This window comes from Mesorhizobium sp. M0898, from assembly GCF_040319695.1.
In the GTDB taxonomy this organism is placed as follows: domain Bacteria; phylum Pseudomonadota; class Alphaproteobacteria; order Rhizobiales; family Rhizobiaceae; genus Mesorhizobium.
Window position 1 is genome coordinate 86,857 of the sequence record NZ_JAMYOE010000021.1, and the last position, 21,189, is coordinate 108,045.

The window sequence follows — 21,189 nt, forward strand, 5'->3', positions numbered from 1 at the left end:
CAGGCCGCTTAGAGCCGCGCGAATACGCTTTTCGGATTGGCGATCAGCATGCGGTCGATGGCCGGCTGCTCGACGCCATGGCGTTTCAGGCGCGGTATGAAATGCTTCAGGATATAGCCATAGCCGAAGCCACCGAAGCGCGTCAGCATGATCTTGAGGAACACATCCTGCGACAACAGCAGGCGGTCGCCGAAGCCCGCCTCGACAAGGGCGGCGATGGCGCGTGCGTTCTCTTCGTCGGAGGGCGATTGCGCGTCCTGGTCGGCATAATAATAGTCCATGCCGATCATGTCGTATTCGAGGAACGCGCCGCGCCGGGCGAGGCTTTTCTGGTAGTCGGGATCGTCGTGGCTCGGGTTCATGTGGCAGAGCACGGTGTGGCGAAGATCGGCGCCCTCGGCCTCGACGATATCGAGCACGTCGTGCGCCAGCCGCTCCCAGCCAGGCAGATGGATCGACAGCGGCACGCCGGTTATGCGCGAGGCGCGCGCCGAAGCTCGCAGCGACTTGCGTTCCTCGGCGGTGAAATCCTTGCTGACGCCGACCTCGCCGATCAGCCCGGCCATGATCGGCGGCTGCGTCTCGCCGCCGCCGACATCGTTGACGATGAACTCGGTCACGGCGTCCACATCCATCGCCTTCAGCCATTCGGGATGAGTGTGCTCGAGATAGAAGCCGGTGCCCATGACGATCTTCAGGCCGGACATGCGGCTGATGCGAGCGAGCTTTTCGGGGGCGCGGCCGATGCCGATATTGGTGGCATCGACGACGGTGTGGCCGCCCAGCGCGCGATAGCGCTGCATCTCCGACAGCGCCAGGTCGGCGTCGTCGAGCGAGACGTTGTCGCGGTTGACGTATGGGTTCATGCGCAACTCGCCGATGATCTCGATGTTCACCGGCTGCTCGGCGATCGCCATGTCATCGGGATGGCAGGGGCATTTCCAGCTGCGCGCGCCATCGAGCAAGATGTGCTCGTGCATCAGCGTAATGCCCATCTCCTCGACCGGAACCGGGCCGAGCACGGTCATCACATGGCCTGTTTCGACGCCGATTGGCAGCCGTCGCCTGGGCACCGCGTCATCGAACAGATCGCTCATCGGCTCAACGGCTCCGCACGGCGCCGCGAAACAGGCGGAAGTTCAGCCAGATGGCGATCAGGATGATCGTTCCGGTGACTATCGGCGTCAGGAAAGGTGACAGATGCGCCAGGATCAGGCCGTTGCCGATGACGGCCACGGTCAGCGCGCCGAGCACCGTGCCGATGATCGTTCCGCGGCCGCCGAACAGGCTGGTGCCGCCGAGCACGACGGCGGCGATGACTTCCAGCTCAAAACCCTGGCCGGCATTCGAAGATCCCGATCCAAGCCGGGCAGCAATAATAATCCCGGCAAGGGCTGCCGCGGTGGCGGAAATCACATAGACGAAGAGCGTCGTCTGCCGCGTGTTGACGCCGGCGCGCCGCACCGCCTCGGCGTTGGCGCCAATGCCGGTGACATAGCGGCCGAATGGCGTCTCGTTGAAGGCGAGATAGGCGATGGCCAGGATCGCCAGCGCGATCAGCGCCGGCACCGGCACGCCAAGAAACCAGGCGCGGCCCAGCACGGTGAAAGCGCTTCCGGGCTCGATGGGGATGGAATAGCCGCCGGTGATCAGCAGCGCCACGCCACGGATCACCGAAAGCCCGGCAAGCGTGACGATGAAGGACGGGATGCCCTCATAGGCAATGAAATAGCCCTGTACCGCCCCAAGTAGGGCGCCGAGCGCCAACATGGCGAGGATAACGACTGGCCACGGCAGGCCAAACTGCAAAACCGTCGCCGACAGCGTCGCCACCAGCGCCAGCACGGAGCCGACCGAAAGATCGATGCCGCCAGTGGTGATGACGAAAGTCATTGCCGCGGCGACGATCAGCAGCGGCGCCGACTGCCGAAGGATGTTCAACAGATTGGGCGATGTCAGAAACGCGTCGGTCGCAACCGAGAAGATGATGCAGACGACCAGAAAGAACAGCGCGATTGAGACGACGCTGCCATTGGCGAGCAGCGCATCGCGCCAGGTGCCCCTGCGTACTCGTGAGGGCTGGGCGGTGTGGATCGCGTCGCTCATGCCGGCGCTCCACCGCGATAGCCATTGGTGGCGGAACGCGCACTGAACTTGCGGCCGACGATCAGATTGACCACGTCTTCGATATTGGTCTCGCCGATCAGCCGCTCGGCGACATTGCGCCCTTCATACATGACCTGGATGCGATCGCAGACGAGGAACAGATCCTGCAGCCGGTGGGTGATCAGGATGACGCTGACACCGCGCGCACTGACCGCGCGGATCAGTTCGAGCACCGCCTCGACTTCGGCCACGGCAAGCGCTGCCGTCGGCTCGTCCATGATCAGCACGGCCGGCTCGAACGAGGCGGCGCGGCCGATCGCGATCGACTGGCGCTGCCCGCCGGAGAGGTTTTCGACCTTGAGCCGCGTGTCGGCAATGACGATGCCAAGCCGATCGAGCATCTGGCGCGTCTCGTCATGCATGCGCTTCTTGTCGAGAAAGGAAATGCCTGCGATGCGGCGCCGCGGCTCGCGGCCAAGAAACAGATTGCCGGCAACATCGACCGTGTCGCACAGCGACAGGTCCTGGTAGACCATCTCGACGCGCGCCGCACGTGCGTCCGCCGGGGAGCTGAAGATCATCGGCTTGCCGTCGATCTCGATGGTGCCGGCGTCGGGAACCACTGCCCCCGACAGCACCTTGCTCAATGTCGACTTGCCGGCGCCATTGTCGCCGACCAGCCCCAGCACCTCGCCCGGCTTCAGCGTCAGCGACACGTCATCGAGCGTCTGGATGGCGTTGTAGCGCTTTGAGATGCCGCTCATCCGCACCCGATAGGTCTGGCCACTGCTCATCTGGAATTCCACGCGATTGCAAGGGATCCGCGGCGCAGCCTCGGGCGGCGCCGCGGCTCGGTCGCCGACGCAGTTTACTTGAACATCGCGCGATATTGGTCGACATTCTTCTTGGTCACGATCGTCACCGGGATATTGATGATCGGGTCGATTTTCTCGCCCTTCTTGATCTTGCCCAGCGCTTCGACCGCGGCCTTGCCTTCGCCGGCCGGATCCTGCTGCACGACCGCCACCACCCAGCCGTCATCGATGCCCTGAACGGCCTGCTTCGTCAGGTCCCAGCCGAACACCTTGACGTCGCCGGTGCGGCCCTGGCTGGTCACCGCCGAAACGGCGCCGAGCAAGGCCGGCTCTCCGGTCGCATAGAGCGAGTTCATGTCCGGATTGGCCGTCATCAGGTTTTCCGAAGCGCTCAAGGCGGTCTCCTGAACGTTCTGGCCGTCGACTGTGTCGAGGAAGGTGACGGCCTGGCCGCTTTCGGTCACCGCCTTCTTGAAGCCGTCGAGGCGCTGGTTCTGGATGAATGAATTGAGTGCGCCGACGATACCGATCTTGGCCTTGCCGGCCATATCGGTCTTCACATAGTCGGCGTAGAATTTGCCGATGTCCTCGCCGGCCTTGGTGTTGTCGACGCCGATGAACGAAATATTGTCGCCGTCGGGGATCTGCGCGTCGATGGCTATGACGGGAATGCCGGCCGCCTTGGCTGCAGTAATCGCAGGCTTGACGCCGTTGACGTCGATGGCGACCAGAATGATGCCGTCGACTTTCTGCGTGATGTAGTTCTCGATCGCGTCGTTCTGCGCGCTCGGCACATTGTTGGCGTTGAAAATGACCAGCTTGGCGCCAGCGGCGTCGGCAGCCTTTTGCGCGCCCTCGTTGATCTGGTTGAAGAACAGGGCCTGCTGGTTGATGTTGACGAGAGCGAACGTATCGGCAAGCGCCGATCCCATGGCTGCCGAGCCCATGGCAATGGCGGCGGCACAGCCGGCGAGAAGTTTGAACAGACGCATTTCGGTTCCCCTTGCTTGCGGACCAGACCTCGGCTGGTCCCGTTGGTGCTACAGGCACGAGGCAAGCATTCAAGAGACTTGAATATTTGTCAATCCAAATGAACGCACAGCGTTGCTCAGAAAGTCGCCGGCGTGTTGACCCAGAAAATGCTAGCGCGTTCCTCGCCGATGTTGCGGTAATGATGCGGCAGCTCCGACCTGAACACGAAGGCATCACCCGTGGCGAGAGCATGGCTCTTGCCGTCGACGATCAGTTCGATCCGCCCGGCGAGCACGTAGCCGACTTCCTCGCCGGCATGCTGGATCGGACCTTCGCTCGAGCCCTCTGCCTCGATGTGATGGATGTTGCATTGTAAGAGGTGGCCAGGCGAATACGGGATGATGCGTTCGAGCGAAATTCCTTCGCCACGCCGTAGCGCGTCGAGCGCGATCAAAGGCCTTGCGCCCGCCCGGAATACGATCGCCTCGTCGTCGTCGACTTGCTCGAACATCCAGCCGATGTTGGTGTCGAGAACCTCGACCAGGCGGTGAAGCATGGGCAGGGACGGCGAAGCCTTGCCGTTCTCGATCTTGGACAGCAGGCTTTCCGAGCAATTCGCAGCCGCGGCCAGCGTCTTCAGCGTCATGCCGCGTGTCTGGCGGGCGAGGCGCAGCCGAGTTCCAAGTCTTGCGGCATTTACGGTGGCGTCCGTTTCTGATTCTGGCCGCCGTCGATCGATTTTGTTCATCTGTTCGCCAACCATTCAACGGTCAAGGGCAACTATCGCGCGAGCAAAAGACCTCGGCTGACGATTTGCAAGTGCTGATGCGTCAAATTCGAGACTGCAGCCGTAGCTGCCTCATCCGGCGAATGCCGCTCCCGCATGAACCGTGCTGATGATCCCGCGCCAGTTATCCCCTATCGCTTGGCTGTCCATCGTGGTCGAAATCGCCAGCCGTTACCGCGTTTGCGTTATGTGGCGAGTGGACTTGGAACGACAATGCGGGCAAGGCGGGCCACGCAGCCAATCTACACAACCACGGCCGCGCCGACACGATCTGTCACCGAATTGCGGAGCGCGCCCAGAAGTCACCCGCGGCAGCGCCCCATGGAGTTACGCCCAGGGGCGTAGGCTCTCGATAGCCGCGATGTATCCAATGAAATCCCTGGGGCAGTCGCGCACCGCTTAAGCTTCGGCAATTTTGAAGAAAGTCCAACAGAATTAATGGACTAGCACCTTGCTTATGTAAGTTGCGGAAGTGACGCGCGGTTAATGCTTTAGAAGTATAGACACATCGACACGAGGTGCGAAGAAGCAACGCCAATACAGCTGGTTGGTTACAACATATTTATTTTCGCAGATATGGTATTGCCCGTCCGGGGATTCCTGTACCCGGTCCCGTGGGATGGTGAAATTATGCGGCAAATAAGTGTACCCGCCGTCCACCCTGGACCGCACCGAAGACCGGGGTATGGCGCGGCAATCTGAACCGCCGCAGCACTTGAATTTGGTCTGGGGGTCAATCTTGTCTTCGTACCAATCATGGGCGTTAGCGGCTGTTGCGGCGGCGATACACATCGCCGTGAAGATGAGCCTTCGCATGGCATTCCTCAAGTATCTGGCAGGCGCTGCTCGTTGGGGCTTCCATGTATATTAGCGTTCCATTGAAAATACCATTGGCCTCGACCGACTTAACGCAGCTCCAGCAACCGACGCTCGCAACGGAAGACCGCATTGGGTCACGTCAGGACGACACTTGCGCCGACCAACGGTCAGCTCTTGTCGCTCCGCGTTGGAAACCCGACCGTTTGCTCTGCGCCAATGTCGGCCGTAGACGTCGGTCTTGTCATTGCCCGGAAGCAGACGTCGCCCAAAGCGGGAGCGATCGTGGTTGCGCGACATCTCCAGCACAGACTAGCTATAGTGGAGCGTTACGGCGACCCAGCAGCAGAGCGATGCCCAACGCCGGAAGCGTCGCCGTCGCGACGACGAGGAAGACGAATTGCAGGCCGGCCGACGCGGCGACCAAGCCGAGCGCCGGGCTGCCGAAGCCGAGCGCCACGTCGAGGAAGACGGTGTAGAGTCCCATGGCCAGGCCGCGGCTGCGTTGCGGAAGACGGCCTACGGCCTCGGCACCGAAACCGGGATACACCAGCGAGTAGCCAAGGCCAGTCAGGCCCGCTCCGATGGCGGCGAGAACAGGCCCGGGCGCAAGCCAGGTCAGCATCAGCCCTGCCGCCTCGACCGCCACGAAGATCACAGCGACGCGCGCGCCCCCCAACCTGTCAGGCAGGTGGCCGAAGCACAGCCTTGCCGCGATCAGCGACGCGGCATAAGCGGTGAAGGGAAGCCAGACCGGCTGCCAGCCGCGTTCGGCAAAGAGCAGCGCGCCAAAGGACAGGATCGCGCCATAGCCAAGGCTGCTGAAAGCAGCTCCGACGCCGGGAAGCCAGACCGCTTGCGCCACGCTCGCCCATGACTGTCGCGCGGCGCTCGCGGCGAGGCTGGTGCCGCGCATAGGCAGGATGGCAAGCAGCGTCGCAAGCGGCAGGCCGACCGTCGCGAGTGCGATCGCGGCGAAGCCGCTCGCCGCGTAAAGCGCAGATCCGATTGGCGCGCCTAGCGCGAGCGCCGCAAACATCGCCATGCCCACCCAGGCTATGACCTTTCCGGAGTTCTGTCCGCCCGCAAGGGAAAGGCCCCAGGCGACGCCGCCGGTGATGATGAAGCTCTCAGACGCGCCCAGTACCGCCCGGCCGGCGAAGAGCGCCGATGCGGACGCTACCGGTCGGTCGAGCAATGCCAGCGAGCCGAGGTAAATGAACCCCACCAGGGCAGCGGCAATGAGGCCGACGATGACGGCCCGCTTGCCGCCGCGCCCATCGGCATAATTTCCGGCTCCAATGCGCGACAGCATCGAGGCGACGAACTGGCTGCCCGTCACCAGCCCGACTGCGAAGGGGCCGAAGCCGAGCTGCTGGTGAAGATGCAGCGGCAGGACGGGTAGCGCCAAGCCGATCAGGAGGAAGCCGGCGAAGACAGCCGCCATGATTGGCGCCAGTTCCGCTGTCGCGCCATTTCGGTCTGAAGTCCGCGCCATTGTGGCCATCGATGACAGGTTGACAGTCGGGCTGTTCCGATCAGTAACGTTCGTAGGTTACGCGCCAGCCTTCGGCCGGATTGTCCGGGGTGAGGACCAGTTTGTTGCCCAAGACTTCGAATTTGCGTTTCATGCTCTTCCCGACAAGGTTGCGGACCAGGGAGGACTCGATCGTGATGACGAAGGTCTTGTCCTGGTCGTTGATGGCGACCGGCCCGTAATAGGCTTCGTAGCCATTCGCCGTATAAGGCGTGTCCGGCGCCTTGGCGTCGGGGTTCTGGGCCTGCACCGAGAGGGTGCCGGCCTCGGTGAAGATGACCTGGCCGGAATATGGCACGGGCTTGAGATTTCCCTCGGCGCCGGCCTCGAGCGACCTCATGCGCCATGCGCCGATGATCGGGGACTCTTGGGAGAAAGCCGGCGTGATAACTGAAAGCGCAAGGGCGGCGATCTTCAATCTCATCGTCATATGTCGTTGTTCCTTTTCTGATTTGCGGGTGCGCACAGGCCGTCCGCCCAATCTTCGCTCACACCGAAAGCATGACCTTGATGGCGCGCCGCTCGTCCATGGCGCGGTAGCCTTCAGCGACCTCGGCCAACGGCAGCTTGAGGTCGAAGACCTTGCCGGGCTTGATCCTGCCGTTGAGCACACGGTCCATAAGGTCGGGCAGGAAGCGGCGCACCGGCGCCGGGCCGCCCAGCATGCGCTTCTGGCCGAAGAAGAGGTTCTGGCCATCGAAGCTCACGCCATGCGGCACGCCGACATAGCCGATGGTGCCGCCGGGGCGGGAGCAGGCCAGCGGCTGGTCGAAGGATTCCGCCGTGCCGACGCATTCCAGCACCGAGTCCGCGCCGACGCCCCTGGTGAGCTCCTTGATGCGCGCGACGCCTTCCTCGCCACGCTCGGCCACAATGTCGGTGGCGCCAAACTCGCGGGCGAGTTTTTGGCGGCTGGCGTGCCGGCTCATGGCGATGATGCGCTCGCCGCCCATCTCCTTGGCCGCAAGCACGCCCATCAGGCCGACCGCACCGTCGCCGACCACCACCACCGTCGATCCTTCTCGGACCTCGGCTGCGTCGGCCGCATACCAGCCAGTGCCGAGCACATCGGACACGGCCAGCAGGTCGGGGATGAGTTCGGCCGGCGGCACCTCGGCGGTGGCGACCAGTGTGCCATCCGCCAACGGCACGCGGGCATAAGGTGCCTGCGCGCCCGACATGAATTCGCGTTGCACGCAGGACGACTGGAAGCCGAAGCGGCAGTGCGGGCAGGTATTGTCGGAGAGACAGAACGAGCCGACGACGAACTGGCCGGGACGGACCGTGCGTACCTCTGCGCCGACCTCGACGACGATGCCACAATATTCGTGGCCCATATGCATCGGGCCGTCGACCGGCTGCAGCCCGCGATAGGGCCACAGGTCCGAGCCGCAGATGCAGCTTGCCGAGAGCTTGATGATGGCGTCCGTTGGCCGCATGATTTTCGGATCGGCGATTTCCTCGCAGCGGATGTCGCCCGGTTTGTGAAGAACAGTTGCGAGCATTTTGGTTCCTTTCGAGTGGAGAAGATCAGGCGCCGTAGTCGGCGTCGCTGACATGTTCCAGCCAGTCCACGACCTTGCCGTCTTTGACCTCCTGGAGGGCAATGTGGGTCATGGCGGTCTGAGGCGACGCGCCGTGCCAGTGCTTTTCGCCGGGCGCGAACCAGACGACGTCACCGGGACGGATTTCTTCGACCAGGCCACCCTCGCGCTGCACGCGGCCAAGGCCCGAGACGACGATCAGCGTCTGGCCGAGCGGATGCGTGTGCCAGGCGGTGCGGGCGCCGGGCTCGAAGGTCACCTGTGCGCCTTGGACCCGCCCGGCATCGAAGGGATTGAAGAGCGGATCGATCCGCACCGTGCCGGTGAACCAGTCAGGTGGCCCCTTGCCGGAAGGCCTCGTGCCAGCGCGAAGAATGTCCATGGTGATCTCCTCTGAGTCCTCAAATGCGTTCGATGCGAAGCGGGAACGCGCCGCGAATGTGCAGGGCCTGCTCGCCCTCATCGAAGCGGCCGAGCTTGATCAGCCCGGGATGGCGATAGTCGGCGTAGAACATGGCCAGGTTGCCCCAGGGCATGAAATAGCAAAGGTCATAGGGCTGCTCGTTGGCGAACGGACCGCTTCCCTCTTCAGTCAGCTTGCGCGGCAGATAGGCGATCTTCTCGTTATGCGCGTAGTCCTCGATCTTGAGGTCGAGCGGCAGCATGGAAAAGAAATCCCGCGCCGACGGATTGTCGTAGAGCGTGGCGGTCATGGTGCGGCCGTTGAAAATCATCCTGATCTTCATGTCAGTTGGCTCCTGGCTTACAGGGGCTTCGCCTTCTTGGCTGGCGGCTGCGCGAGGCAGGGCCGCCACCGCGAGCGCGGCGCCAAGCAATGTCCTGCGGCTGAGCGGCGCACGCTCGATGGTCATGGCAAAGATCTCCGGGCCGTATGCGATGCGGCAAAGGCGGCGAGCGCCGATCCGCAGAGCAGCACCGCGCCTAGAGTGAACGCTCCCCACCAGCCGACCGTATCGAAGAGCGTGCCGCCGATGGCGGCACCGCCGGTGATGGCGAGCTGGATGACGGCTACCTGCAACCCGCCGCCGGCCTCCGCGTCGTCCGGCAACGTGCGGCTGAGCCAGGTGCCCCAGCCAACGGGCGCGGCCGTGCCGAAAAAGCCCCAGCAACGAGCAGCGGCGCTGTAGGAATTGGCGTCGTACCGAAGGCGATGAGCGCTACGGCCAGCGCGGCCATGACAAGCGGGATGACGATGAGGATGCTGAACAGGCGCGTGCGCAAAAGCCGGCCTATGCAGAGGGTGCCGAGCACCCCGGCCAGCCCCATCGCCAGCAGGATCGCCGAAAGCTCGGCGATGTCGAGCTGAGTGACGCTTTCGAGGAAGGGCCGCAGATAGGTGAAGAGGGCGAACTGACCCATGAACGGCATCATGATTGACGCCATGCCGGTGGCGACAGGAAGACGGCCGAGGAGCGCCAGCGGATTGCCAGGACGCTTCCTCCGGCGCGGGGGCAGCGCCGGCAGGCTTGTCCACTGCCAGACCAGCGCCAGGACCCCAAGCGGCACGACGAGGAAGAAAGCGCCGCGCCAGCCGACATAGGCGCCAAGAAAACTGCCCAGCGGCGCGGCGACGGTGGCCGCAATGGCATTGCCAGCGTTTAGCATGGCGAGACCCTTCGGAACCATGTCTTGCGGCACGAGGCGCATGACGATCGCGGTCGACATCGACCAGAACCCGCCGATCGCGATGCCGAGCAGCGCCCGGCCGACCATGAGGAACGCGTAGTTCGGCGCGAAAGTGACAGCGAGCCCGGATACGATCAGGAGAAGGGTAAAGCCGGTCACAACCAGGCGGCGGTCGATCCGGCGTGTGAGGCCCGCGACCAGCAGGCTGGTCACGACGGCGAAAGCGCCCGAAATCGAGATCGCCTGTCCCGTGCGGCCCTCGGTGATGCCGAGATCGGCCGCTAGCGGCGACAGCAGGCTGACCGGCATGAATTCCGACGCGATGAGCACGAAAACACACAGCGCCATCGACAGCACCGCGCCCCATGCGGCGCGGTCTTCGACAAGCCTTGTGTCGTAGGTCGTTTCCATAGTTTGGCATCCTTGCAAGGCGACTGGGGCGGATCAGCCGCCCATCCCGTCGCCATGCCGGAGGATATTGCAGAGGAACCCATTCTATTAGACTGAGTAATTCGCATGGACTTATCTGCTCATGATATAAATATCCGACGGGAGGTGCCCTATGCAGCGCGATGGCATGAAGGATCTGCTCTGGTTCGTGGCGGTCGCGCGGGAGCGCAGCTTCACCAAGGCGGCGGCCAAGCTCGGAACCTCGCAGTCGACCCTGAGTTCGACAATCAAGGAGCTTGAAGCTCGTCTTGGCGTCCGCCTGCTGACACGTACGACGCGGAGCGTCGCTCCGACCGAGGCCGGCGAGCGACTTTTCCAATCTCTTGTTCCCCGCTTCGAGGAAATCGAAGCCGACCTCGCAAGCCTGATGGCCTTTCGCGACAAGCCCTCCGGAACGGTCCGTATCACGCTGTCCGACCATGCGCTCCAGACGACCGTCTGGCCGAAGCTGCAGCCCTTGCTCGGCGACTATCCTGACGTGTGCGTCGAGCTTTACAGCGACAACGGCTTGAAGAACATTGTGGAAGAGCGCTTCGACGCAGGCGTGCGGCTTGGTGAGAGCATCGACAGGGATATGATCGCAGTGCGCATCGGGCCGGATTGGCGGCTCGTCGCCGTGGCTTCGCCCGAGTACTTTTCCCGCCATCCGGTTCCGACCGCACCGCAGGATCTGGTCGATCATGACTGCATTAATATGCGGCAGGCGACGTTCGGCGGATTATATGCCTGGGAATTCGCCAGGGATGGCCGCGACCTTCGTGTGCGGGTGGAGGGCCAACTCACCTTCAATTCGTCCATTCCCATGATCGAGGCTGCGATAAGCGGTTTCGGGATCGCCTATGTCCCGGAAAACCTCGTCAGCCAGCACATCGCCAAGGGATGCCTTAGGCTCGTGCTTGACGACTGGAGTCCGCCGTTTGCGGGCTATCACCTCTACTACCCGAGCAGGCGACAGCTCTCGCCTGCGATGGCGGTGATCGTTGAGGCGCTCCGCCATCGCATCTGACGGGAGGTCGGGCAGTTTGCGTCTCAGCGCCGCAAGGCCCGATCTGGCTACCTCGGGGTCGTCCAGAGTGATCACCAGGGCCTTTGCACAGTCAATTTTCGCGGCGGCCACCATCTCCTCCTGCGAAGCGTTGCCGAAAAGACCAGTTCTTTCCGGGACCGCTCTACATTTTTGGCGTCGAGGTCGACCGCAACCCACCTGTATCCACGCTCGTCGAGCAATCTGCCGATCACCCCGTCTACCCACCCGAACCCGGCAATGACGAATGTCCGGACACGGCGGACTGAAGCAACGCAGCATTTTCCACTTTGAGGCGAAGTAATTCTCAATTATGGTCCGCCAGGCTTTTGGCATGAGGGGGAATATTGCCGATGGTTTTATCACGCAGGGGTGTCGTGCTCGGCGGCCTGGCGCTGGTCGCGGTGGGTGCAACCGGCAATATTGCTCAAGCCGCGGCGGCAAAATCCTTTTTCGCCGGTACCGCCAGCGACAACAATTTTGTGTATCGCAAGACCAACTTCGCCAAGATCGACAAGAGATGGCACCGCCAGATCGTCAAGTATTTCAGTAGCGAGCCGGTCGGCACCGTCGTGGTCGATACCCGCCACCATTTCCTCTACGTCATCATGGAAAACAAGACTGCCATCCGCTACGGCGTCGGCGTCGGCAAGGACGGCTTCAAATGGTACGGCCGCGCGACGATCGACCGCCGCGCGCTGTGGCCGGACTGGGTCCCGCCTCCCGAAATGCGCAAGCGCAGGCCGGAGCTACCGGACATGATCGCAGGCGGCGCGTCCAACAATCCGCTCGGGCCGCGCGCGCTCTATCTGCACCGCGACGGCGCCGACACCGGCTACCGCCTGCATGGCACGCTGGAGCCATGGAGCATCGGCACCGACGCTTCCAGCGGCTGCATCCGCATGTTCCCGGAAGACATCATCGACCTCTACCAGCGCTGCCCGATCGGCACCGCGGTGCAGGTCCTGCCGCACATCGCCGACCAGGCGCCCGCTTCCACCACTGTCGAATGATTGGCGCTCATGAACCGCATCATTGAAAACACGCGCCGGCTGCTCGCCGCCGGCCTGCTCGTGCTGGCCGCATCCTGCTCGACCAGCAACACGCTGGCCCCTCCCACACCCGACGTCACCAACACCGAGGTTGCCGGCTTCCAGAACGTGCAGCCGGGCAGCGAGGAGGATTTTATCCTCAATGTCGGCCGCCGCACCTATTTCACGCAAGGTTCGGCCGCGCTCGATTCCGTCGCCAAGGCCACCCTCGACACCCAGATCGCTTGGTTGGCAAAGCATCCGCGCTGGCTGCTCAAGCTGCAGGGTTTCGCCGACGATCCCGGCGCAAAGGAAACGGCGCTGTCGCAGCAGCGCGCCGATGCGGTGATGGACTACCTCGCCGCCGGCGGCATAGACCGCAACCGCATGTGGGCCAAGGGCTACGGCAAGGACAGGCTCGTCCGCGAGTGCCCCGACACCGCTTGCAGGTCGCAGAACCGCCGCGTTGTGTCTAATTTGCGCGATGAGAGGGACGAGCCGTAGGGGGCTGCTGTTCTGCTTGTCACCGAAGCAGAGCCTCACAAACAACGGCGGTATGGCTGCTTTGCGCCGCAATGTCGGCCATAGAGGCGAACTTTGCCTCCCCCGGAAGCAGACACTGACCGCGCTGAAGGTCGTGATCGCGCCAGAGCCTGCAAAGGCACAACTCGGCACACGAGGGCGAACATTCCGCTGCGGAAACAACTTGAAGAAACGCTTCGCGACCCATAGCATGCCGCGCCATGGTGAAATCTGAGGTCAGTGAGATCGGTCGGGTTTTTGAGCCAGTGCAAGGTAGGGAGGATAATAATTATGGCTTCCGAAGTACAGGCAAACAACGGTGTTAACGTAGAGGCGCTGCTCGGCGCACGCGAAGCGCTCACCAACGCCCCGGAGGCAGCGCAGTTCAAGTGGCGCGCGGCCTGCGAATGGAAGGATGGCACCCACAGCCACTCGTCGGTCGAGAGCTTCTACGGTCTCGGCGAGGATCAGCATCGCAAGACCACCTTCACATTCGACGCAGACCATCCGGAGGTCTTCGCTTCCCAGGACAAGGGCGCCACGCCCGTCGAATACGTGCTGGTCGGACTGGCGAGTTGCCTGACCGCCGGCATCGCCGCGGTTGCCCAGAACCGGAACATCCAGTTGAAGTCGGTGAAGGCGACCATCGAAGGCGACATGGATCTCGCCGGAATTCTCGGCATCGACAGCGACGTGCGCAACGGCTTCAGCGGCATCACGGTGAAATACAACATCGACGCCGACGCAAAGCGCGAGGACATCGAGGCTATCGTCGCTCAGTCGCAGAAGCGGTCGGCGGTCTATGACATTGTCACCAATCCGACGAACGTCACGGTCGTGGTGAATTGAAAGGCGCTTCGAACCGTAGACTCTCCTGATGAGAGGGTGCGATTAGTTCCGTCACCACAGCGATCGTCGGCGCGGGGCACGCGGGGCTCGCGATGAGCCGCTGCCTCGCGGAGCGCTCTATCGACCATGTGCTGCTGGAGCGCGGCGAGATCGCCCATACCTGGCGCACCGAGCGATGGGATTCACTGCGGCTGCTCACCCCGAACTGGCAGAGCCGGCTGCCGGGCTTTCGCTATGACGGCGACGATCCCGACGGCTACCGGACGATGCCTGAGGTGATCGACTTCCTCGGGAACTATGCCAAGGCGATCTCGGCTCCGGTCAGAACCCACACGACCGTCACCTCGGTTCGCAGCGACGGGGCGGGATATCTTGTGCGCACGGACCGCGGCGAGTGGCGGTGTCGGACCGTCGTGCTGGCGTCGGGCGCGTGCAACATCGCGCGCCTGCCCGACGTCGCCAGCCGCGTGCCGCCGTCGGTCGCCATGCTGACGGCACAGTCCTACCGCAATCCGGGTCAGGTCGCCGACGGTGGCGTGATGGTGGTGGGCGCGTCGTCGAGCGGCACCCAGATCGCACAGGAGCTGCAGCGTTCGGGGCGTCAAGTGACCCTGTCGGTGGGCGAGCACATCCGGGCGCCCCGCGTCTATCGCGGCAAGGACCTGGAATGGTGGATGGACGCCGCCGGCGTGCTCGACGAGCGTTACGACGAGGTGGACGACATCAGGCGGGCGCGACGGGTTCCTTCGCTACAGCTTGCCGGCACGCCCGACCGCATCACCCTCGACCTCAATGCGCTCGACGACCTCGGCGTCCGGCTCATCGGTCGTCTTGCCGGCATCACCGAAGACGGCAAGGCCCAGTTTGCGGGGTCGTTGCGCAACATGTGCGCGCTTTCCGATCTCAAGATGGCCCGGCTGCTCGACCTCATCGACGAATGGGCGCGCGCCAACGGCCTGGACGCTACGGTCGGGCCGCCGGATCGCCCGCCGCCGACCCGTGTCGAGGACAACCCGCCGCTCGGCCTCGATCTTGCCGGAGACGCTATCAGGACGATCATCTGGGCCACCGGCTACCGGCCGGACTACTCCTGGCTGGAACTGCCGGTCCTCGACCGCAAGGGCCACGTCCGTCACGACGGCGGTGTAGCGGAACATCCGGGCCTGTACCTGATGGGGACGCAGTTTCTGCGCCGCCGCAAGTCTGCTCTGATCGACGGCGCTGGCGACGACGCGCGTGATCTCAGCGATCATCTGGCATCGTACCTCGGGCAAAATTCAATCTGATAGCAGAATCAACGTCTGAGACTCCAGAGGGAACAGGTTGGTTGCCGCGACAACCCCGAATTCTGCGCCCCTGCAGTCATATTCCCAAATGCAGCTTTGGCTTCCAGAAGGGGCGGAACAACTCAATCTTTGGACAGCGGTTCATCACCACTTTCAAGCCCGCTTCCTCCGCCAACTGGGCGGCAGCGTCATCGCGCACCCCAATCTGACCCCACAGAACCTTGGCGTTGATTGCGATGGCCTCCTGTGCAACGTCCAACAGATCTTCGGAGCGGCGAAAAACCTCAACCATATCCACAGGCCGGTCGATGGCCGCTAGTGACGCGTACACCTTAAGCCCTCGAATCTCATCCAGACCGGGACTGGGGTTGACCGGGATCATGTCGTAGCCGATTTCGTGCAGCACCCTGAGTACCCCATAGGAAAATTTAGTTTTATCGGGGCTGGCCCCAACCATCGCGATGGTTTTGACCGATTTCAGAATGTCTTGCAGATAAGCCTCCGAATAGGGCTCATCATGATTCATATGGGTCATTTCTTTGCTTCCAACGGGGTCGCAATATCGGCTTTCAATTCATGAGCGGCCAGCGGGTCAAGGAAGGGGTTGCGATAGAGCTTGTCGTGGCTCTCAACGCCGACCTCCAGCGTGCAGTCGCTCAAAGGGCGGGCGACGCAGAGGATTATATAGCCATTGTTGATCTGGCGGTTGTTCAGCGCCCGCTGCGCTTTTTGATCGACTTTGCCGCTGATTATTTTGGCCGCACAGGTTATGCAGCCGCCATACTTGCACCCATACGGCAGATCCACGCCCTGCTCGCGCAAGCTTTGCAAGAGGGGCTTGCGGTGATCGACGTCAAAGGCCGCACCGCCTTGATTGGCGAGGATGATGGTGAAGCAGGTCATACCCAGATGTCACTCGTGCAATCACCCCCGGGATAACGGGTTTCGTGGCAGCGGCTTGGTCCATTTGGTTCCTTACCAAAATCAACAACGAATAGCGGATCGATTTCCATGCCGCCGTTTTCTGTATCGCAATTGACCATCAGCATGCATCCGCCATTGGTGCGGATTTCCGGATAGAACTGATTATCCCACGTCGAGAAGAGTGAGGTCGTCACGTAAAGGCGCTTGCCGTCGAGGCTGAGCTGTATCATCTGAGGCCCGCCAGTCACTTTCACGCCATTGACCTCAGGCGCACGGCCGAGAAGTCCGCCCATCCACACTTGTCCGGTAAGCTTGGCGTTGTGAGGGTCCGAGATGTCGTACTGACGAATGTCGCCATGCAACCAGTTGCACAGATAGAGGTATCTATCGTCCATGCTGAGCAGAATGACCGAGATCACGCCCGGTATTGGTATCGGCCATTCGGGATGCGGCTCATTGCCGACATCGACAATTTTTTCCCATTGCCAGTCACCCGCCGCGTTCTTCCACCAATGGATGATATTTGCAGAAAGGGCCGCGCCAACAAAGCCGTGACTGCTGTCGGGGTTATGATGGAATCGCACTTCCAGTGGGATCAAGCCATCTTCACCGAGATAGAATGTTTGCTTTGGCTCCTTCTTTTCAAAATCCCACAAATGGATCTCTCGGCCATATTTCAGATGACCAACCTCTTCCAGGTCAAAGCCAGGCATGAAGGTATTGGGCGCGGCCCATTCCGAGCTGACCATTACGTTGTGTCGCGGCTGGTACCAGAAATCATAACCAAACTTGATCCTGCCCATGGAATTTTCCCAGCGGCCGACAATCTCGAACTCCTTGCTGAGTTGCAAATAGCCGCCGGGGGCATTGCCCTGGGCGTCACCAAGCATGGAAACGATGATGTCCGAGCCGAGGCAATGCACTGTGTGTGGCGCCGACAGGTTAGTCCTGGCTTTGATTTCAGCGCCGTCTATCACCTTGAACAGTGTCGGGCTGCGCGGATCGGTACCGCAATCGACAATATGCAGATTTGACGAGCGCACACCCGGCACGATCAGATATTTCCGCTCCATGCTCGCATCGCCGTGGCACGACGAACAGGCATTCCAGCCCGAGTGATGAAGCTCATCGCCAATACCCGGCATTTGCAAACGCGAAATCACCTGGCTGTAGGTCGAACTCTCCGGGTCGACATCAATGGTGCACAGATAGTCCGGCTTCTGAATGCCCGTGCCGGTGTAGATGGCAATCGTATAGAGCAGCTTTTCGCGAGGTGCCGTCATCGCCTCGGCTGGAGAAGCATAGCCCGGTCCACAGCAATGATTGGTCATGGCTACTTCCCTTTGAACAGATCACTGGCCAGCCCCAAAGGGGCAAGCTGGAATGTTAGTGCATGCTTGGCATTGGCGCTATGGCCGGGGTGGCTTGTGAAGTGCGCACGTGACGTACAACTTGGCTACAGAGCTCCCGTGGGACCACCCAACGCCAGCTTCTTATCCCGAGGGAACGTTGGCGGAGTGATCGGAGAGCAGTGCCTGGACCAAGCCCAAGTGAAAGCGCCCGGCTTCTTTCCACGGTTTCGAGACAGTATTCCAGCGGTCGGGAACGTCTGGGTTGGGTCAGTTCGAGACTTCCTACCCCGGATTGGATGTCTGCATTCTCGCGCGTTCTTACCGCAATTGATCGGACCGCTTCCGGCCATTACCTGATCCTCAATCGCAATCGCACATGGCATCCTATCAGGTTGAGCTACCATCGGCGCAATGCGTGTGGGGTCTGCGCGGGCGTGCAAAATGAGAGCAAGTCTCCTTGCAATCGCTACCTCGACGCTGCTGAGCGAACCCAGCACTGCGTGCACGATGCCTGGTTCTTTGAGTGTGGAGGAACGAGCACTCGCCGACGGTGTCTTCGTCGGACGCTTGCACGGCGTCTCCGCGGTGCGGCGGAAGCGGTGAGGCCACCGCTGGTGACGACCTCCCTCAGCCTTGCCTCTCCGGCCTGGGCGTCAGTCCCGGAGCCCGACATCCTGCGCCAGCGACGCGGGCGTGCGCACAAAGGCGGAGGCGGCACAATAGGCGCGCCCGACGGGGTTGACAGCCAGATGATCGTGCGCGAACGGCTCGACGATCATCCACGTGCCGTCCGGATTGAGCGAGCTACGAGCATGCGTGGCATGGCGTCGAGGCTGCCGATCTCCCCCACAACAACGGTACAACAACGGGGAAGTTGCGCTCTCTGCCAAAACGCGGCTCCGCCTCGCTTTTTTATTGATCACGGCAAAAAAACAACGCTAACTGGCTCCCGCGAGGGGCCATGCTGACAAGTGATGAAGTGGGAGCAATCCCGTTGTTTTCGGGTTTGCCGGCGGCAGAGCTGGAGCGGCTGGCGCGGACAGCGGCCGATCTTCACCTCAGCCCCGGAGAGTTCGCGATTCACGAGGGTGGAGAGGCCGCGCTGTTTGCGGTTCTCGCCGGCAAGATCGAAGTCGTAAAGACCTTCGACGGCATCGAGCGAACGCTGGGTTGGCGTCTGCCGGGAACGATCTTCGGCGAGGTGCCGATTGCGCTTGGCTCGGGTTTTCCCGGTGGCTATCGCGCCGCCGAATCTTCCCGCGTCATGCGCATCGAGGTTCAGCAGTATTATTCCATCGCCGCGGTGTCAAAGGACGTAGCCCAAAAGGTCAGCGCGCTTGCCCGCGAGCGGATGGGCGGGCTGCAAAGCGTCACTGCCGAGCCGCAGAGGCCGCGCGTCACATTGGTCGGCCATCGCTGGGACACGGCGTGCGGCGAACTGCGCCGGTTTCTGGCCCGCAACCAGATTTCGTTCACCTGGCTGTTGCCCGACACATCGGATGCCGAGGCTTTCTGGTCTGCCCTCAGCAGGCCGGCTCTCGATGGTCCCGTTGCCCGGCTGGCGGACGGGGAGATTATCGAAGCACCCGCCGTGCGCGATCTTGCCATCCGCCTCGGGCTGCAGACGCGCCCGCGCGGCGCCGAGTACGACGTCGCGATCATCGGCGGCGGACCGGCCGGTCTTGCGGCTGCGGTCTATGGCGCCTCCGAGGGGCTGCGCACCATCGTCGTCGAACGCGAGGCGCCCGGCGGGCAGGCGGGAACATCCTCGCGCATCGAGAACTATCTCGGCTTTCCGAGCGGCATTTCCGGTGACGAGCTTGCCAGCCGCGCGCTGCAGCAGGCAAAGCGGCTCGGCGCCGAAATCCTGGTCACCCGTTCGGTCGCCGGCATCGACCCGACGACGCACGAGGTGGTGCTCGACGGCACCGATGTCGTGCGCGCCCGCAGCCTCATCCTGGCAACCGGCGTCGCCTGGCGCCGTCTTGCCATCGACGGGTTCGACCGGTTGATCGGCAAAGGCGTTTATTATGGCGCCGCGCGCAGCGAGGCGAGCAGCACGCATGGGCAGGATGTCTACCTGATCGGCGCCGGCAATTCGGCCGGCCAGGCGGCGATGCATTTTTCCGGCCATGCGCGCAGCGTGACGCTGCTGGTGCGCGGCCCCGCGCTTGCCGACAGCATGTCTCACTATCTGATCGAGCAGCTCAGGGCGAAATGCAACGTAAAGGTCCAGCTTCACTCCGAAGTCCAGGCCGTGCACGGCGAGACGCACCTGACGGCGATCGACATTCTCGACAAGACCGGCAACGAGGTGAGCCGGCACCAATGCGGCGGGCTGTTCGTGTTCATCGGCGCCAACGCCGAGACCGAGTGGCTGCCGGCCGACGTAGCGCGCGATGCACGCGGTTATGTGCTGACCGGCGACGACGTGAAGAAGGCCGGGCTCTGGTCGCATGGCCGCGACCCCTACCTGCTCGAGACCAGCGCGCCCGGCATCTTCGCCTGCGGCGACGTACGCCTGAGCCCGGTCAAACGCGTTGCCTCGGCGGTCGGCGAGGGCAGCATGGCCATCGCCTTCGTCCACCAGTATCTGGCCAATGAAGAGAAAGTAGACCGCAACCAAAGCCAGAGGGTCAAGTAACCAGAATGTCATCAGCCGGTCGATGCGGAGTGAAAACCGCCAATTAAGCATCGAAAGCACGCTTGACGGCTGGCCGCACTTCGCCGCGGGCTACATAAGCGGAGAGGTTCGGATATTCGTCCAGTATACCCGATCCGTTCAACCTGCGCAGCACGCCACCATCAGAAGGTCACCGGCGCTGAGCGCACCATCGAGCCAGGTCGGCATTGCCCAGGCGATCGGAAAGTTCGCCGAGCCGGCCACGGATGCGATCCTCGACCATGGGCAGGCGCTGCTTATGCCAGGTCTCGTCGCGGGTCGTCAGCGGCCCCAAGGCTGGCGGGCAGCAATGCGCCCCTTCCTGGACATTACCAAAGCAAGACCACGGGGAATTCTGACCCACGTCCCGAACTTCATGGCCTTCGTCTCGCTGGAATGTCTAACGCGACTCCGTCATGATGTCCCAGCCCTGTCGAGCGACGCTGCCAAAGCCGTTGACGCCAACGCAGGTGATGAGGGCAGGCTAGACCAGTGCAGCAGATCCGCCCGGCGACTTTTCTTTTTGCGGCCCGAGCCCTGCGCGACATGGGCGATGGCTTCGTGGCCGTTCTGTTGCCGGTCTATCTCCTCGCATTAGGCTTCGCGCCTCTGCAGGTCGGCATCATTGCAACCGGATCGCTGCTCGGTTCAGCGCTCTTGACCATCGCCGTCGGACTCCTTGGTGCCCGACACGATCACCGCCAACTCCTGCTTGCCGCCGCCAGTCTGATGGTGGCCACGGGTGTGGCCTTTGCTGTGGTCCACGACTACGCGCTGCTTTTGGTGATCGCCTTCGCAGGCACCATCAACCCGTCGGCCGGCAGCGTCAGCGTGTTCGTGCCCTTAGAGCATGCCGTCCTCACAC

19 protein-coding genes and 4 pseudogenes are annotated in these 21,189 nt (G+C 62.6%); 7 read left to right on the top strand and 16 right to left on the bottom strand.

Translation table 11 applies throughout. The features are described 5' to 3' along the window. Nucleotides 1-8: 8 nt before the first annotated feature. The 11 genes and pseudogenes from NKH90_RS21055 to NKH90_RS21105 all read right to left on the bottom strand — a co-directional run bounded on the left by NKH90_RS21055 (nucleotide 9) and on the right by NKH90_RS21105 (nucleotide 10,635). Nucleotides 9-1,097, bottom strand: coding sequence for a phosphotriesterase family protein (locus NKH90_RS21055; protein WP_352820702.1), 1,089 nt, complete (start codon nucleotides 1,095-1,097; stop codon nucleotides 9-11). A 4-nt stretch (nucleotides 1,098-1,101) separates the two neighbouring features. Continuing rightward, nucleotides 1,102-2,106, bottom strand: a complete 1,005-nt coding sequence (locus NKH90_RS21060; RefSeq protein WP_352503424.1) for an ABC transporter permease — start codon at nucleotides 2,104-2,106, stop codon at nucleotides 1,102-1,104. After that, nucleotides 2,103-2,900 carry an ATP-binding cassette domain-containing protein gene (locus tag NKH90_RS21065; RefSeq protein WP_352775819.1) on the bottom strand — a complete coding sequence of 266 codons (798 nt, stop codon included), beginning with the start codon at nucleotides 2,898-2,900 and terminating at the stop codon, nucleotides 2,103-2,105. The genes NKH90_RS21060 and NKH90_RS21065 overlap by 4 nt, the downstream gene beginning before the upstream one ends. Before the next feature lie 74 nt (nucleotides 2,901-2,974). Further along, nucleotides 2,975-3,913, bottom strand: coding sequence for an ABC transporter substrate-binding protein (locus NKH90_RS21070; protein WP_352449198.1), 939 nt, complete (start codon nucleotides 3,911-3,913; stop codon nucleotides 2,975-2,977). A gap of 116 nt (nucleotides 3,914-4,029) precedes the next feature. Further along, entirely contained in the window at nucleotides 4,030-4,641 is a 612-nt protein-coding gene (locus tag NKH90_RS21075) for a cupin domain-containing protein (RefSeq protein ID WP_023679230.1), read from the bottom strand. Between the two features lie 1,171 nt (nucleotides 4,642-5,812). Beyond that, the gene (locus tag NKH90_RS21080) at nucleotides 5,813-7,003 is read right to left on the bottom strand and encodes an arabinose transporter (protein ID WP_352820703.1); all 1,191 of its coding nucleotides are present in this window, start codon (nucleotides 7,001-7,003) and stop codon (nucleotides 5,813-5,815) included. A 31-nt stretch (nucleotides 7,004-7,034) separates the two neighbouring features. Then, on the bottom strand, nucleotides 7,035-7,457 hold the full coding sequence (locus NKH90_RS21085) for a lipocalin-like domain-containing protein (protein WP_352775847.1): 423 nt from the start codon (nucleotides 7,455-7,457) through the stop codon (nucleotides 7,035-7,037). Nucleotides 7,458-7,521: 64 nt separating this feature from the next. Then, nucleotides 7,522-8,538: a zinc-dependent alcohol dehydrogenase family protein gene (locus NKH90_RS21090; RefSeq protein ID WP_352820705.1), complete on the bottom strand. Its 1,017-nt coding sequence runs from the start codon at nucleotides 8,536-8,538 to the stop codon at nucleotides 7,522-7,524. 25 nt (nucleotides 8,539-8,563) lie between these two features. Next, nucleotides 8,564-8,959, bottom strand: coding sequence for a (R)-mandelonitrile lyase (locus NKH90_RS21095; RefSeq protein ID WP_352820706.1), 396 nt, complete (start codon nucleotides 8,957-8,959; stop codon nucleotides 8,564-8,566). Nucleotides 8,960-8,978: 19 nt separating this feature from the next. Next, nucleotides 8,979-9,449, bottom strand: a complete 471-nt coding sequence (locus NKH90_RS21100) for a cyclophilin-like fold protein (protein ID WP_352820708.1) — start codon at nucleotides 9,447-9,449, stop codon at nucleotides 8,979-8,981. Further along, nucleotides 9,446-10,635: pseudogene (locus NKH90_RS21105) on the bottom strand (MFS transporter). Before NKH90_RS21105 ends, NKH90_RS21100 begins: the two are co-directional and overlap by 4 nt. 151 nt (nucleotides 10,636-10,786) lie before the next feature. Between NKH90_RS21105 and NKH90_RS21110 the strand changes: the two are divergent. The 5 genes from NKH90_RS21110 to NKH90_RS21130 all read left to right on the top strand — a co-directional run bounded on the left by NKH90_RS21110 (nucleotide 10,787) and on the right by NKH90_RS21130 (nucleotide 15,386). Continuing rightward, entirely contained in the window at nucleotides 10,787-11,680 is an 894-nt protein-coding gene (locus tag NKH90_RS21110; RefSeq protein ID WP_352820709.1) for a LysR family transcriptional regulator, read from the top strand. A 371-nt stretch (nucleotides 11,681-12,051) separates the two neighbouring features. Next, nucleotides 12,052-12,711 (top strand): L,D-transpeptidase, encoded by a 660-nt coding sequence (locus NKH90_RS21115; RefSeq protein ID WP_352820710.1) that lies wholly within the window; start codon nucleotides 12,052-12,054, stop codon nucleotides 12,709-12,711. Nucleotides 12,712-12,720: 9 nt separating this feature from the next. Then, entirely contained in the window at nucleotides 12,721-13,233 is a 513-nt protein-coding gene (locus NKH90_RS21120) for an OmpA family protein (protein ID WP_352820712.1), read from the top strand. 309 nt (nucleotides 13,234-13,542) lie between these two features. Next, complete coding sequence (locus NKH90_RS21125; protein WP_023679231.1) at nucleotides 13,543-14,100, top strand: OsmC family protein; 558 nt, start codon at nucleotides 13,543-13,545, stop codon at nucleotides 14,098-14,100. Nucleotides 14,101-14,162: 62 nt separating this feature from the next. Beyond that, on the top strand, nucleotides 14,163-15,386 hold the full coding sequence (locus NKH90_RS21130; RefSeq protein ID WP_352820720.1) for an NAD(P)-binding domain-containing protein: 1,224 nt from the start codon (nucleotides 14,163-14,165) through the stop codon (nucleotides 15,384-15,386). Between the two features lie 76 nt (nucleotides 15,387-15,462). Here NKH90_RS21130 and NKH90_RS21135 read toward each other — a convergent pair whose 3' ends face one another. The 4 genes and pseudogenes from NKH90_RS21135 to NKH90_RS21150 form a co-directional block, all read right to left on the bottom strand. After that, nucleotides 15,463-15,912 (bottom strand): CoA-binding protein, encoded by a 450-nt coding sequence (locus NKH90_RS21135; RefSeq protein WP_352820722.1) that lies wholly within the window; start codon nucleotides 15,910-15,912, stop codon nucleotides 15,463-15,465. Nucleotides 15,913-15,917: 5 nt separating this feature from the next. Next, a complete protein-coding gene (locus NKH90_RS21140; protein WP_352474288.1) occupies nucleotides 15,918-16,289 on the bottom strand; it encodes a 2Fe-2S iron-sulfur cluster-binding protein in 372 nt (123 codons plus the stop codon). Beyond that, a complete protein-coding gene (locus NKH90_RS21145; protein ID WP_352474286.1) occupies nucleotides 16,286-17,641 on the bottom strand; it encodes a selenium-binding family protein in 1,356 nt (451 codons plus the stop codon). The genes NKH90_RS21140 and NKH90_RS21145 overlap by 4 nt, the downstream gene beginning before the upstream one ends. 593 nt (nucleotides 17,642-18,234) lie before the next feature. After that, a pseudogene (locus tag NKH90_RS21150) lies at nucleotides 18,235-18,462 on the bottom strand (SAM-dependent methyltransferase); the annotation flags it as partial. Nucleotides 18,463-18,623: 161 nt separating this feature from the next. Here NKH90_RS21150 and NKH90_RS21155 point away from each other — a divergent pair. After that, complete coding sequence (locus NKH90_RS21155; protein ID WP_352820714.1) at nucleotides 18,624-20,306, top strand: FAD-dependent oxidoreductase; 1,683 nt, start codon at nucleotides 18,624-18,626, stop codon at nucleotides 20,304-20,306. Nucleotides 20,307-20,349: 43 nt separating this feature from the next. Here the strand turns inward: NKH90_RS21155 and NKH90_RS21160 are convergent. Then, nucleotides 20,350-20,598 (bottom strand): annotated as a pseudogene (locus tag NKH90_RS21160) (glutathione S-transferase family protein); the annotation flags it as partial. Nucleotides 20,599-20,870: 272 nt separating this feature from the next. Here NKH90_RS21160 and NKH90_RS21165 point away from each other — a divergent pair. Continuing rightward, nucleotides 20,871-21,189: pseudogene (locus NKH90_RS21165) on the top strand (MFS transporter); the annotation flags it as partial.

Excerpts from the sequence above, each read along its gene's own strand:
- NKH90_RS21070 (WP_352449198.1), bottom strand. The coding sequence starts at position 3,913 with ATGCGTCTGTTCAAACTTCTCGCCGGCTGTGCCGCCGCCATTGCCATG.
- NKH90_RS21065 (WP_352775819.1), bottom strand. The coding sequence starts at position 2,900 with ATGAGCAGTGGCCAGACCTATCGGGTGCGGATGAGCGGCATCTCAAAG.
- NKH90_RS21085 (WP_352775847.1), bottom strand. The coding sequence starts at position 7,457 with ATGAGATTGAAGATCGCCGCCCTTGCGCTTTCAGTTATCACGCCGGCT.
- NKH90_RS21100 (WP_352820708.1), bottom strand. The coding sequence starts at position 9,449 with ATGACCATCGAGCGTGCGCCGCTCAGCCGCAGGACATTGCTTGGCGCC.
- NKH90_RS21055 (WP_352820702.1), bottom strand. The coding sequence starts at position 1,097 with ATGAGCGATCTGTTCGATGACGCGGTGCCCAGGCGACGGCTGCCAATC.
- NKH90_RS21075 (WP_023679230.1), bottom strand. The coding sequence starts at position 4,641 with ATGAACAAAATCGATCGACGGCGGCCAGAATCAGAAACGGACGCCACC.
- NKH90_RS21115 (WP_352820710.1), top strand. The coding sequence starts at position 12,052 with ATGGTTTTATCACGCAGGGGTGTCGTGCTCGGCGGCCTGGCGCTGGTC.
- NKH90_RS21145 (WP_352474286.1), bottom strand. The coding sequence starts at position 17,641 with ATGACCAATCATTGCTGTGGACCGGGCTATGCTTCTCCAGCCGAGGCG.
- NKH90_RS21080 (WP_352820703.1), bottom strand. The coding sequence starts at position 7,003 with ATGGCCACAATGGCGCGGACTTCAGACCGAAATGGCGCGACAGCGGAA.
- NKH90_RS21095 (WP_352820706.1), bottom strand. The coding sequence starts at position 8,959 with ATGGACATTCTTCGCGCTGGCACGAGGCCTTCCGGCAAGGGGCCACCT.
- NKH90_RS21125 (WP_023679231.1), top strand. The coding sequence starts at position 13,543 with ATGGCTTCCGAAGTACAGGCAAACAACGGTGTTAACGTAGAGGCGCTG.
- NKH90_RS21135 (WP_352820722.1), bottom strand. The coding sequence starts at position 15,912 with ATGAATCATGATGAGCCCTATTCGGAGGCTTATCTGCAAGACATTCTG.
- NKH90_RS21140 (WP_352474288.1), bottom strand. The coding sequence starts at position 16,289 with ATGACCTGCTTCACCATCATCCTCGCCAATCAAGGCGGTGCGGCCTTT.
- NKH90_RS21120 (WP_352820712.1), top strand. The coding sequence starts at position 12,721 with ATGAACCGCATCATTGAAAACACGCGCCGGCTGCTCGCCGCCGGCCTG.
- NKH90_RS21155 (WP_352820714.1), top strand. The coding sequence starts at position 18,624 with ATGCTGACAAGTGATGAAGTGGGAGCAATCCCGTTGTTTTCGGGTTTG.
- NKH90_RS21060 (WP_352503424.1), bottom strand. The coding sequence starts at position 2,106 with ATGAGCGACGCGATCCACACCGCCCAGCCCTCACGAGTACGCAGGGGC.
- NKH90_RS21110 (WP_352820709.1), top strand. The coding sequence starts at position 10,787 with ATGCAGCGCGATGGCATGAAGGATCTGCTCTGGTTCGTGGCGGTCGCG.
- NKH90_RS21090 (WP_352820705.1), bottom strand. The coding sequence starts at position 8,538 with ATGCTCGCAACTGTTCTTCACAAACCGGGCGACATCCGCTGCGAGGAA.